General features: G+C 70.2%; 8 protein-coding genes. 5 read left to right on the top strand and 3 right to left on the bottom strand.

Annotated features, from left to right (window positions below):
- On the bottom strand, nucleotides 1-954 hold the full coding sequence (locus ACFQ9Z_RS17620) for an ABC transporter substrate-binding protein (RefSeq protein WP_383017857.1): 954 nt from the start codon (nucleotides 952-954) through the stop codon (nucleotides 1-3).
- 333 nt (nucleotides 955-1,287) lie between these two features.
- On the opposite strand from ACFQ9Z_RS17620, the gene ACFQ9Z_RS17615 reads away from it, so the two are divergent.
- Nucleotides 1,288-2,721, top strand: coding sequence for a pre-peptidase C-terminal domain-containing protein (locus ACFQ9Z_RS17615; protein ID WP_383017853.1), 1,434 nt, complete (start codon nucleotides 1,288-1,290; stop codon nucleotides 2,719-2,721).
- A 314-nt stretch (nucleotides 2,722-3,035) separates the two neighbouring features.
- On the opposite strand, the gene ACFQ9Z_RS17610 is transcribed toward ACFQ9Z_RS17615, so the two are convergent.
- Nucleotides 3,036-3,785, bottom strand: coding sequence for a glucose 1-dehydrogenase (locus ACFQ9Z_RS17610; RefSeq protein ID WP_383017850.1), 750 nt, complete (start codon nucleotides 3,783-3,785; stop codon nucleotides 3,036-3,038).
- A gap of 279 nt (nucleotides 3,786-4,064) precedes the next feature.
- The gene (locus ACFQ9Z_RS17605) at nucleotides 4,065-5,087 is read right to left on the bottom strand and encodes an LLM class flavin-dependent oxidoreductase (RefSeq protein WP_383017847.1); all 1,023 of its coding nucleotides are present in this window, start codon (nucleotides 5,085-5,087) and stop codon (nucleotides 4,065-4,067) included.
- A 2,082-nt stretch (nucleotides 5,088-7,169) separates the two neighbouring features.
- On the opposite strand from ACFQ9Z_RS17605, the gene ACFQ9Z_RS17600 reads away from it, so the two are divergent.
- From ACFQ9Z_RS17600 to ACFQ9Z_RS17585, 4 genes are read left to right on the top strand one after another with little or no spacing between them, the layout of a single operon-like run.
- The gene (locus ACFQ9Z_RS17600; protein ID WP_383017844.1) at nucleotides 7,170-8,840 is read left to right on the top strand and encodes a hypothetical protein; all 1,671 of its coding nucleotides are present in this window, start codon (nucleotides 7,170-7,172) and stop codon (nucleotides 8,838-8,840) included.
- On the top strand, nucleotides 8,833-9,933 hold the full coding sequence (locus ACFQ9Z_RS17595; protein ID WP_383017841.1) for a Gfo/Idh/MocA family oxidoreductase: 1,101 nt from the start codon (nucleotides 8,833-8,835) through the stop codon (nucleotides 9,931-9,933). Before ACFQ9Z_RS17600 ends, ACFQ9Z_RS17595 begins: the two co-directional genes overlap by 8 nt.
- Complete coding sequence (locus ACFQ9Z_RS17590) at nucleotides 9,930-11,063, top strand: Gfo/Idh/MocA family protein (protein ID WP_383017838.1); 1,134 nt, start codon at nucleotides 9,930-9,932, stop codon at nucleotides 11,061-11,063. The genes ACFQ9Z_RS17595 and ACFQ9Z_RS17590 overlap by 4 nt, the downstream gene beginning before the upstream one ends.
- Complete coding sequence (locus ACFQ9Z_RS17585) at nucleotides 11,060-12,328, top strand: B12-binding domain-containing radical SAM protein (protein WP_383017835.1); 1,269 nt, start codon at nucleotides 11,060-11,062, stop codon at nucleotides 12,326-12,328. The genes ACFQ9Z_RS17590 and ACFQ9Z_RS17585 overlap by 4 nt, the downstream gene beginning before the upstream one ends.
- The last annotated feature ends 41 nt before the right edge of the window (nucleotides 12,329-12,369 follow it).

Here is a 12,369-nt window from a genome sequence, read left to right as displayed (position 1 = left end):
TCAGTCCACCGCCGCGTTGCGGGTGGCTTCCTTGACGGCGATCGAGGCGACACCGTACTTGTCGAAGATCTTGGCGGCCGTGCCGTCGTCGATGAGGGCCTGAAGGGCCTTCTGCACCGCGTCGGTGAGCCCGGGCAGTCTCTTGCTGACGGCTATGCCGTTGGGGGAGGCGTTGTAGCCGCCCGGCGCCTTCGGGTCCTCCACGACCTCGAAGGCCTTGCCCCCGTCCGCCGTCTTCGCGGTCCAGCCCGCGGCGGGCTTGGTCAGCACGTCGGCCACGACCTTGCCCGACCGCAGCGCCAGCTGGGCGTCGGAGTCCTTGGGGAAGGTGGAGATCGCGATCTTGGGCTTGCCGGCCGCGGCGCAGTCCGACTGTGTCGCGGTCAGCAGTCTCAGCTGATTCGTGGCGGCCTGCACGCCGACCGGCGATCCGCACAGGTCGATCAGCGCGGTGATCTTCTTCGGGTTGCCCTTGGCGACCAGGACGCCGGACCCGGACTGGGAGTAGTCGACGAAGTCGACCACCTTCTGGCGGTCCTTGTTGTCGGTGATCGCCGACATGGCGGCGTCGAACTTGCCGGCCTGGAGGGCGGGCACGATGCCGTCGAACTTCTGCGGCGTGAAGGCGAACCTCACGCCGAGCTTGACGCCGATGGCCTGACCGAGGTCGTAGTCGAGTCCGGTGATCTCCTTGCCGCCCTCGCTGACGAACATCTCGAAGGGCGCGTAGGGAACGTCCGTGGCGACGCGGACCGTGCCGGACCTCTTGATGGCGGCGGGCAGTGCGTCGTGCAGGGCCTGATCCTTCGTCACCGTCACTCCGGCGACCTTCGCGGCGGCGGCCGGCGCGGCGTTGCTGGTGTCCGACCCGCCGTCGCAGGCACTGACCGCCATCAGCGAGACGACGGCGGTCGCGAAGCTGATCACGGTGCGGCGGGAGGAGTGTGGTCTCACGGTCGGTCCCTCTCGGAAGTACTGCCGGGGAAGGTCTGCCCTCGCCCTCTGACAGGGCAGGAAACTACAGGCGCACGGTGAATCTGCATAGATGTAATGCCGATTACATCTCTGCTGCTCCAGTCGGACACCGCTCAAGACGGGCAACTGACCCGGTATGACCCAATTCGGCGGTCCCCGGCAACGCGTATACCCGAATCCGGCGTTACATCTTTCCGTAACGACTGACTGCTTGTATGTTCCGCTACTGCCGCCCGCCTCGCCCCTGTTGGTTCCAAGCTGGTGAGCAGGGCGCCCTGACCCGCCCGTCCCCTCGGAAACTCAGGAGCACCGATGACCTCACGCGCGCTGAGCAGACCCCTCGCCTCGCTCCTCGCGACGGCGGCCGCCGCCGCGACTCTCGCGGTCACCAGCGGCCCCGCCCAGGCCGCCGTCGACCGAATCCGGCTCGGCAGCGCCTCCGACGTCAGTCGGCCGAGCTGGTCCGGCCCCGCCTTCACCATGAACGGCGACGGCAGCGTCGTCGGCGGCTCCATGACCAAAGCCATCGACGCGATCCGCGGTGGTACCGGAAGTCTCGACGTGGTCGTGCTGGCCGGCTCGGCTCCCACCTCGGGCAGCAAGACACCCGAGTGCGACACGATCACCACGCTGTCCGGCGTCAACTCCTGCACCACCTGGACGCTCACCGCCGCGTCCGACGGCGACAACACACAGCTGAACACCGACATCCGCAACGCGGAGTTCGTGTACTTCGCGGGCGGCGACCAGTGCCGCTACGCGGCCTGGAAGGGCACCGCGCTCCAGGCCTCCGTGCAGTCCGTGGTGGCCAAGGGCGGCGGCTCCGGCGGCGGCAGCGCCGGCCTGCACATCAACAGCTCGATCGTCTACGACGCGTGCACCGCGAGCGCGACTTCGGCTGTCGCCCTCGCCAATCCGTACGACAAGTCCGTCACGTTCACCACCGGCATGTTCAACTGGCCGAACTACGGCGACACCATCAACGACTCCCACTTCGTCGCCCGTGACCGGATGGGCCGCACGATGGCGTTCGTCGCGCGCGCCCTCAAGGACGGGCTGACCACGCAGGGCAAGGCGTGGGGTGTCGGCATCGACGAGGGCGGCAGCTCCCTCTACATCGACGAGAACGGTCTGGCGACGCTCTACGGCAGCGACGCCTATGTCGTGCTCGGCGACCACCAGCCGGAGAAGGCCATCGCCGGCCAGCCGCTCACCTTCTCCGGATACAAGATCTGGCACCTCACCGGCGGCCGGACCTTCGACTTCAGGAACCGCCCCACCTGCGGCTACTACCGGCGCAGTGTCACCAACGGAGTTGCCGACCCCAACCTGTACAACGGCACACCCGAAACAGACTGCGGCAACTCGGGGGGCGGTACCGCGGTGAACGAGAGCGAGCCGAACGACTCGCGCTCCACCGCCGACGACGTCAGTGCGAGCGCTCTCCCCGTGACTTTGACGGGCGCCCTGAGCACCACCTCCGACCGGGACTACTTCAAGTTCGCCCTGGCGTCCGGCGGGACCGCGGCCATCTCCTGCGCCGTACCCGACGCCTACGACGCGGATGCCTATCTCCTCGACTCGTCCGGATCCACACTGACAAGGTCGGTCAACGACGGCCGGGGCAGCGACGAGGCCCTCACCTACACCCGCACGGCCTCGGGCAGCGGGACGTACTACCTGGACCTCGAGGCCTACGCCGGATCCGGCTCCGCCGCCTACGCCTGTGACCTGAACGCGGCCTGAGCACGGGCCGGGGGCCGAGGGACGTCGCCGGCTGCCGGACTTCGGCGGCCGACGCCAGGTCTCGGGCCTGCGCCAGGCGGCACTGGTGCGCCGCGCCTACCCCGACCCGGCCCGCCGCGCCCGCGCGGTGGGGGTGTGGGCGATGGGCGGGGCGCCGGCCGCCGCCGCGGGGCCCGTTCTGCTCCTCACTCTCCTTGTGCGGGTTCGCGGGCGGCCTGCTGCGGGCGGGGCCGCGGCCGTCTGGCCGCGGCCCCGTGCCGCTGGTGCGGAATGGTCACCGGTCGGGGTGACAGTCTGGTGCGCTCGTCTCGGCGTCAGACCTGGTTGGCGCCGCCGTCGACGTAGATCTCGCTGCCGGTGATGTAGCTGGACTGGTCGGTGGCGAGGAACAGGGCGACGTTGGCGACCTCTTCCGGCTGACCCATGCGGCCCAGGGGGACGCCGGCGGCGAGGGTGTCGCGCAGTTGCGCGGCCTGTTCGTCGTCGGGGGCGAGGTTGTTGAGCCCAGGGGTGGTGATGGGGCCGGGGGCGATGGTGTTGACGCGGATGTTGCGTCCGCGCAGTTCGTTGGCCCAGGTGCGGGAGAAGGAGCGGATGGCGGCCTTGGAGGCGCCGTAGACCCCGAAGGCCTCGTTGCCGACGGTGGCGGCGATGGAGCCGGTAAGGATGACGGACGCGCCGTCGACGAGGAGGGGTAGCGCCTTCTGCACAGTGAACAGGGTGCCCTTGACGTTGGTGTCGAAGGTGGTGTCGAAGTGTTCCTCGGTGACCTGTTCGAGGGTGGCGAACTCTCCGCCGCCGGCGTTGGCGAACAGCACGTCGATGTGGTGTCCGGCCTCGGCGATGGTGGCGTACAGCCGGTCGAGGCTGGCGAGGTCGGCGCTGTCGGCCCGGACGGCGGTGACGTCCCCGCCGATTTCCTGTGCCGCCTTCTCCAAGGTCTCCTGGCGGCGCCCGGTGATGTAGACACGCGCGCCCTCCGCGGCGAACCGCTCCGCCGCGGCCAGGCCGATGCCGCTGGTGCCGCCGGTTACCACGGCCGTCTTGCCGTCCAGCTGTCCCATGATCTGCTCCTGTTGGTGTGGGGGTGGCTCGGCCCTGCGGCCGGACCAGGCATGTCGTTTAGCTTTCAACGACAGTAAACCCGAGAAGATGACGTGTCAACTAACTTGGCAGACGTGTCGTCTGCTTGGCCGCGGCACGTCATGGCCCGGATCTCGCGCCCGGTGTGTCGAGGTGCTCGACGTCATGGCGGGCGCCCTGGGCGCCGCCCCGGCCGGCGGCGCTACGGCCGCTGGGCGTCTGGCGGCCGAAGCGTCCCGGCATGCGGCCCCGCCCAGGCGTCAGCGCCAGCCGAGTCCGGGTGCGACATGGGTCAGGATGCTCTCGATCAGATGTGCGTTGTACTCGACCCCGAGCTGGTTGGGCACCGTGAGCAGCAGGGTGTCGGCGGCGGCGATGGCCTCGTCGTCGGCGAGTTGCTTGACGAGCACGTCGGGCTCGGCGGCGTAGGACCGGCCGAAGATGCTGCGCGTGTCGGCGTCGATGTAGCCGATCTGGTCGTTGGAGTTTTGGTCGTGGCCGAAGTACGCGCGGTCACGGTCGTCGGTGAGCGCGAAGATGCTGCGGCTGACCGACACTCTCGGTTGCCGTGTGTGTCCCGCGGCCTGCCAGGCCTCGCGGTACGCCTCGATCTGCTTGCGCTGCTGGACGTGGAGTGGTTCGCCGCTCTCGTCGTCCTTCAGTGTCGAGCTCTGGAGGTTCATCCCGAGTCGGGCCGCCCAGATGGCGGTGGCGTTCGAGCCGGAGCCCCACCAGATGCGCTCCCGCAGCCCTTCGGAGTGTGGCTCGATCCGTAGCAGTCCTGGGGGGTTGGCGAACATCGGGCTGGAACTGGGCTCCGCGAAGCCTTCGCCCTTGAGGACGTCCAGAAACCTCTTGGTGTGCCCGCGGGCCAGGTCGGCGTCGGTTCCACCCTCCGGTGGTACATGGCCGAAGTGCTGCCAGCCGTCGACCACTTGCTCCGGGGAGCCCCGGCTGAGACCGAGCTGGAGCCGGCCGCCGGAGATCAAGTCGGCCGCGCCCGCGTCCTCGGCCATGTACAGCGGGTTCTCGTAGCGCATGTCGATCACGCCGGTGCCGATCTCGATCCGGCTGGTGCGGGCGCCGATGGCGGCGAGCAGCGGGAACGGCGAGGCGGCCTGCCGGGCGAAGTGGTGGACGCGGAAGTAGGCGCCGTCGGCGCCGAGCTCCTCTGCGGCGACCGCCAGGTCGATCGCCTGGAGCAGGGAGTCCGCCGCTGATCGTGTCTGCGAGTGCGGGGATGGCGTCCAGTGCCCGAAGGACAGGAACCCGATCTTTTTCATGCCGCTTTCAACAATCGACGGTCCGAATCATTCCGCCCTTCCCGCGCGCTGTCGGAGGTGGAGAGCCGAACTCGTGTCGGGACGCCTGATCAGGGAGTGCGGCCGGGACGGAAGGGGGCGGGCCGGGTGTGCGCGAAGGGCCGTTCAGTCGTGCAGTCAGACCACTGATTCGTTGCGGGTCACCTGCACAGCAGCACATGAAGTGCCGCCGCGCAGTCGCACAGCGCGGCGGCCGCCTCCGCAGGCCGGGCGGTCACCGATTGGCGTCGTTCTTCGTGACCGCGTCGGTGATCTCGGCGAGCATCGCGGTCCGGCCGGGGGTGAGGTGGTCGAGGAGAAGGCGGCAGGCGTCCTCCACGTGCCGCGGCGCGACAGCCGCGTTGCAGGGATCGCCCGGTCCACAGCCGCCCTGTTGGGAGGCGATGAGACCCGCCGCCCAACGAACGCCGCGCCGGCCTGAGGCGCCGGGCGGGCCGTTTCCCCCTTCCCGGGACCGGCTCGCCTCGGTCGGTGAGCCCCGCGTAGACCCGGGTGTGGGTGTGGGATGCAAACGCTTCGGAACTCGGGGTGGATCGCCCGGCACCCAGAATACCGAGATCTCCTGTACACGATTAAGAGCGAAGTGAGCGACTGCTGTCTGCGCCGTCTTTCGATCCCGGAAATCGTACACGACGTCCGGGCAGGCCGTGGATCGACCCCGCTGCCGCGCCGGTCGACGACATAGCCGCCGTCGTGCGGCGTTGCCTCAGTGGAGCTCCGCAATATCACCTGGCTGAGGACCAGGACGAGGAACCATTCTCATCCCACTCGAATACACCGGCACCGGCACCCGGAGGGAACGCTCTATGTGCGTGGTGCTCTGCGGATAGAGACGGCAATGGGCAGCCGCCACGAACCACGGGCGATGCTGTGCGGATGCGGTGCGTCTGCTAAGGGCCGTCCCGTAATCCCCGGCGGGCACGCGACGACAGCTACGGCGCCTCGCCGCATTGTCGGATCGCCCGAATACGCCCAGTATGAGGACGACCCTCCGCCTTGCGATGCACCGCATCTGACGCCGCGCGCTGATCCACCGGGGATTACGGGACAGCCCTTAGCCAGCCTTTCTGTGATCACAGCGGAAGCTGCGCGAAACGCTCCTGAACATCTTCGGCCGGCGGGACCGGACAGGCGTCGGCGTATCTGGTGTGGAATCCGGCGGCGGGCGAGCCGGTCGCCCCCGCTCGATCGGTCCGGTCGTCGCGGCATCGTTGGCGACGGTGTGGGCTTCTGTCAGCCGTTCGCCTCCTCTGGCACCGCATGGCCCGGTCCGGGAAGCTCAGCGGCCATCGGGCCTGCCGCGCCGGTCGCACGCCCCGGACCACGCCAGGAAGCGGGCGTCATCGCGAGCATGGCCCGGTCCCGGCCGGGCGCGGCCCCGGGGGAGCACGCCCCCACTGTTTCAGCCGTTATTGCCGTTCGTTTGCCAGAACGTCACCTCCGCCAGGTGTGCCGCTTCAATCCGCGAGCCCTCGGCGCGCTGGCAGCACCGTATTCCGTACGGCCGTCGGACGGGTCAATCACTCCGGGGGACCCGCGATGAGGTGACACGTGTAGTGCCGGAATAGGCCAGAGTGAATGAGAACCGGCCATTTCGCGGAGCGGAGTGCTTCGTTGCTTCGGCGCGGTGAAGTCCGGGGCCTGGTGCAATCTTACATCCGGACATATCTGAAATGACTTCACCAAATGAGCGCGCGATCGGTGCGGAGTCGTGGTTGACACAGCTCGCGCCGGGTCACACCATGCAGTGCGGATCACGGCGCGTGATCCACCCGGTCCGGAAATGGTCGGGCGTACGGGCGACCGTCTTCCTCGCCCGCCCCGTCATTCAGTTCTGCCTGGAAGGAAATCTCAGGCCTGAGGAAGGAATCCGACAGCGCTTCGCGTCCGGCTGTGGATCAAAGCCGTGGAAGCCGACCTCCGATCGGCGAGGTCGCGCGTGGACGGCCCAGCTGGAGAATTCATTTCGCCGTCATATCCGTCACCCAATGATGACACCCGCTATTCCGTATGCCCGGAGGCGGGTGACGAAGGAGTGTGCACATGACGTTCAGCGCCCTGGTGGGCACTTCGCCGAACGGCGACGAACTGCCCCGGGCCGGCACCACCGCACGGCTCCACAGTGTGATCAGCGGCCACTGGTCCTCGGAGGTCCTGCTGCGCCTGTGCCTGAGCCGATGGCCGGACCCGGCGGAACCGCAACCGCCGGGCCACGAGGTGGTGGCTCTCGACGACGGCGGCTACACACACGTTCTGGACACCGGCACCGGATTCGTCACCGTGCAGTTCACCCCCGAGCAGGACTCCGCGCCGCACTCGCTGGAACACAGCGACCCGCCCACCCCGCGCTGGCGCGCCGCCGTTCTCACGGACGGCGTCCGGCCGGACGATCCAGGGCCGGCCGCGCTCGCGCGGAAGCTGGCCGAGGCCCTGCGCAGCGAGGGCGCCGCCTTCAGCGAAAGCGAGGTGGCGATGCTGTGGAAGGCGATGCCGCTGCTGCGCCGGTACGCCACCGAGGACGGCGCCCTGGCGGACTGGGCCCTGATATTCCGCGACCACTACGTGGAGAACAGCGTCGGCTTCCTGCTGGCCGCCGAGCGCGCCGGCTTCTCACCACGGTGGATCTACGCCCTGGACAAGGGCGACAAGACGTTACGCAGGAACCGCGTGCACGGATGGTTCCTGTCCCGGGGCTACCGCAGCGCCACACTCGACAACTCCGTGGTCAACGGCACCGCCACTGACGAGGAGGTGCGCCTGGCGCGCGAAGTGGGCTCCGACGTCGACGCGTTCATCCGGGCGGCCCACGCCGAAGGCCGGCGCGTGCTCATGGTCGACGACGGCGGCATCATCGCCCTCGGCTCCGGCAACGACCGCCTGGTCACCGAACAACCCGACGCCGCACTGGAGTTGACCGTCAGCGGCCTCAAACGCATCTCGGCGGCCGCCGACCTGCGCCTGCCCGTCCTCAACATGGCGCGCTCCCAGGTCAAGACGTACCTGGCCTACAACGAGATCGCCGACTCCTGCGTCCGGCGCCTGCGCGCCATCGTGCCGGGGGAGAAGTTCGTGGGACGACGGGTGCTTTCCCTGGGCTTCGGCACCCTGGGCTCCCGGGTGGCCAGGGCGCTGCGCGCGACCGGATGCCGCGTGACCGTCGTGGACACCGACACACTCGCACTGGTACGCGCCGCTGAGGAGGGCTTCGACACCAGCCGCTCGGCCCACGAGGCGCTGCGCCGCACTCGCCCCTTCCTGATCATCGGCACCACCGGCGAGGACGCGCTCACCGAGGCCGACCTCGCACTGCTGCCCGACGGCGTGCTCCTGGCCGGATTCGCCACCCGCGACTTCAGCCTGCTCAGCGAGCGCCGCGTAGCGACGACGCCGTCGGACGTCCCCGGCGTCGGCGTCCGCCACACCCTGTCCGAGCGCCGCTCGGCCGTCCTCCTCGGTGACGGCCGGTCCCTGAACCTCTTCACGTACGAGGGCATACCCAACCGGGGCTACGACGCCTACCGCGCCGCCACCCTGATAGCCGCCAAACACCTGTGCCGCTCGGCCGCCACCCTGTCGCCAGGCATCCACCTCGGGGTCGTGGACGACGTGGTGCGCGACGCAGGGCTGTTCGACGCGTACTACGACACCTATCTCGCCGATACGGCCGAGTCGGCCGGAGAAGCCGCCGAGGACGGTGGGGACGCGCATGAATGATCTGCCCCGCGTCTGCGTCGTCGGCTACGGAGTGGCCGGCCGACTGCACCACCGCCTGCTGGAAGCCGCCGGTCTGCGTGTCTGCACCGTGGACCCGGCACTGACCGGTGTGCCCGTCGGAGCCCACCGCCGCCGGCCCGTCGAGCACAGCCCGGCCGTGCGGGACATGCCGGGCCCTGTGAACCTGTGGTCGCTCTGCACACCCACCCAGGTCCACACCGACGTCCTGGCCGAAGTCCTCGAACGCGACCCCCGGGCCCGCGTCATCATGGAGAAACCCGCCTGCCGGGCGCAGGACGTGCCCCGCCTCCTGGAACTGCTGGAGCGATACCCCGAGGCGCGCGTGGTCGTGATGAACCAGTACCGGCACGCCCATGCGCTGCGCCTGCTGGACGACCTCCGGCGCCAGCACATGCCCGACCAGCCGGTGACGGCGGTGCGCGTCGCCTTCAGCAAGGACCGGCGCGCCGACATGGCGGCAGGCCGGTTCATCGACCGCGACCACGGTGTCTTCGGCTACGAATGGCCGCACATGCTGGCGGTGGCGAGCCGGCTGCTGCCGCCCGACACCTACCGCGGCTACGCCGAGAGCCCGGTCCAGGACGTACACGGCGTCGTCCACGACGACTACTTCGTCACCACCGCGCGGGAACGCGCCGTGCTGGCCGACGGCGTGGAGCTGGAACTCTACTCGTCGGTCGTCGGCGACCCGCCGGGAGACACCGGCGCCCCCGACTGGACCCGACCCTTCCGGCACTCCACCGGCGGCCGCCGGCGACTCGCGCAGATCCAGACCGGCTCGGCGCTGTTCACGGCCGAGATGGACCCCGTCGCCCTGCCGAACGGTGGCCGGCTGCCCGCCAACACCCACCGGCTGACGGCCCAACTCCCCACCGGCTGCCAGGAGGTGCTGGTGAACGACTCTCCCATGGACAACGCCCTGCGCACCGCTGTCGCACGGCTCCTCGGAGACCTGCCCCTGCCCCCGGTCGACCTGACGCCCGTGCACCGCATCAGCGCCCTCGCGGCCCGCTTCGGGCGCGGTCGCGTGACCGCCGCCGCGGCCGGACACCTCAGCGGAGGCGCCGTATGAGCAGGCTCCGCTTCGGCGTCGTCGGCTGCGGCGTGATCGGCGGCCTGCACGCCCGGGTGCTCACCTCCTACCCACCGCTCGCCGAACGGGCGCGACTCGTCGCCGTCGCGTCACCTTCGCCCCAGCGCGCGCAGCGGCTGGCGGCGGAGACCGACAGCGAGGCGGCGGACGTGTCCACCCTGCTCGAGCGCTCTGATATCGATGTCATCAGCGTGTGCACCCCCAGCGGCCTCCACGCCGAGTTGGGGCTGCGGGCACTGGCCGCGGGCAAGCACGTCGTAGTGGAGAAACCCATCGACGTGACCGCCCAGGCGGCGGACCGGTTGATCGCCGGGGCACGACGGGCCGGACGCGCCCTGGCCGTCATCAGCCAGCGCCGCTTCGACCCCGCCTCACGGATGCTGCGCTCCGCCCTCGACGCCGGGGAACTGGGGACGCTGACGTCGGCACTCGTGGAAGTCCCCCTGTGGCGCGGCCAGTCGTACTACGACTCGGGCGACTGGCGTGGCAGCCGTGCCCTGGACGGCGGAGGCGCGCTGCTCAACCAGGGGGTGCACGCCGTCGACCTCGTCCAGTGGCTGATGGGCCCGGTCGTCGAGGCCGCCGCGCACACCGCCCTCAAGGGACATCGCGGCATCGAGGTCGAGGACGTCGTCACCGCGAGCCTGCGGCACGCGAACGGCGCCCTGACCTCCCTGCTGGCGACGACCGCGGCCTACCCGGGACGCACCACGCGCCTGACAGTGCACGGCGATCGCGGCAGCGCGGTGATCGACAACGACGAACTCGTCTACTTCCACGCCACCGGGCCGCAGGACGACACCTCCGCCTACGGCGCCTACGGAGCGGGCAACCAGGCCGCCGAGCGCCGCCCGGCCGCCCCCGCACAGCAGCGCGACGCCAGCGGCCTGCTCCCCTCGCCGCACGGGGACCAGCTCCTCGACTTCTGCGACGCGGTCGCCGCGGGCCGGGCGCCCGGCGTCGACGGCGAGGAGGGCCGCAGGGCCCTGCTGACCGTTCTCGCGGTGTACGAGGCCGCGCGCACCGGGGCCGTCACACGGGTGCCGCCGACGGCCGCCCCCGACATGTCACCCGCCCCATCCGCCCCCATGACCCCGGAGCCGGCATGACCACCGTGACCTTCGTCGTCGTCGCCGACGACGAGTTCGAACGCGACTTCCTGCAACTCCCCCTGGACGTGGCCAACGCCGGCGCTCTGCTGCGGCAGGGCGGGGTGGACGTCGCCGTCTGGGACCGTCGCCTGAGCGCGGAGGCGCCCCCCGTCGGCGCCGTCGACGTGGCCGTCGTCGTGACGGCGATCGCCGACCGCGCCCAGTGCTACCCCCTCGATCTCCGACCGGTGCGCACCGCGGTGGAAGAAGTGCGACGGACCTGGCCGCGGGCCACCGTCCTCGCCGTCGGCCCGCACGCCACCCAACTGCCCTCGGCCACGCTCCGCGAGCTGGGCGTGGACCACGTGGCGCGCGGCGAGGCGGACGCGGCGGCGGTGCACGGCGTACAGGAGCTGCTGAGCGGCAGGCCCGTACTCGGCGAACTGCCGCTGAGCGGGACGTACCCGCCGCTGGTCTTCGACGAGACGCCCCTGCCCGCCTACGACCTCTTGGACCTGACCGCCTACACGGCCGAGACGTTCGCCGGCGGGCGGGTCAGACGCGGACCGTGCGGCATGGTGCTGGGCGTTCGAGGCTGCACCTACGGCTGCACCTTCTGCCATCTGCCGTTCGGGACGCGAATGCGCCCACAACCCGTGGAACGCACGCTCGCGGAGATCGGCGCGATGCGCGAACGCGGCGTCGACTCGCTGTTCTTCCTCGACTACGTCTTCGGCCTGCACCCGACCTTCTACAAGGACCTGTGCACCCGGCTCACCGGAAGCGGCATCGGCTGGAGCGGTCAGAGCCGGGCGGAGGTGGTCCTGCGCCAGGACGTCGACCTGTGGGCCGCCGCGGGGTGCAACGGCATGTGGCTGGGCGCGGAATCGCCGGCCGTCGCCGAGACGGCCGTCGGCAAACGCGTCCCCCCGGAGAAGATCGACGCGGCGATCCGCCGGCTCTCCGCGGCCGGGATCACGCCGTTCGCCTTCATACTGCTCGGCCTGCCCGGTGATCCGGCCTGCCTGAGCGGCGAAGTGGTCGACTGGGCCGCTTCACTGCCCGGATACTTCGGGCTCAACCAGCTCTTCCTGCGCCCCGGCACCCCGCTCTACGACGAACTGGCGGCCGACTACAACGACGGTGCCATGCCGACGACATGGGCCGAGGTGGAGGCGGTGACACGGCGCTACCGGGAGCGCTATCCGGTCAGCCTCGACGAACTGTGGCAGCGGCTCGTCAGGCTGCCGAACTACATCGGTAACGCCATGGCCGCCGTATGAGCGCCGGCCGCCCCCTCGCCGGCGACCGCCCGACGCGCCAC

It is taken from the genome of Streptomyces sp. NPDC056580, from assembly GCF_042793175.1.
Taxonomy (GTDB): Bacteria; Actinomycetota; Actinomycetes; order Streptomycetales; family Streptomycetaceae; genus Streptomyces.
This window is presented reverse-complemented; position numbering and strand designations above follow the sequence as displayed.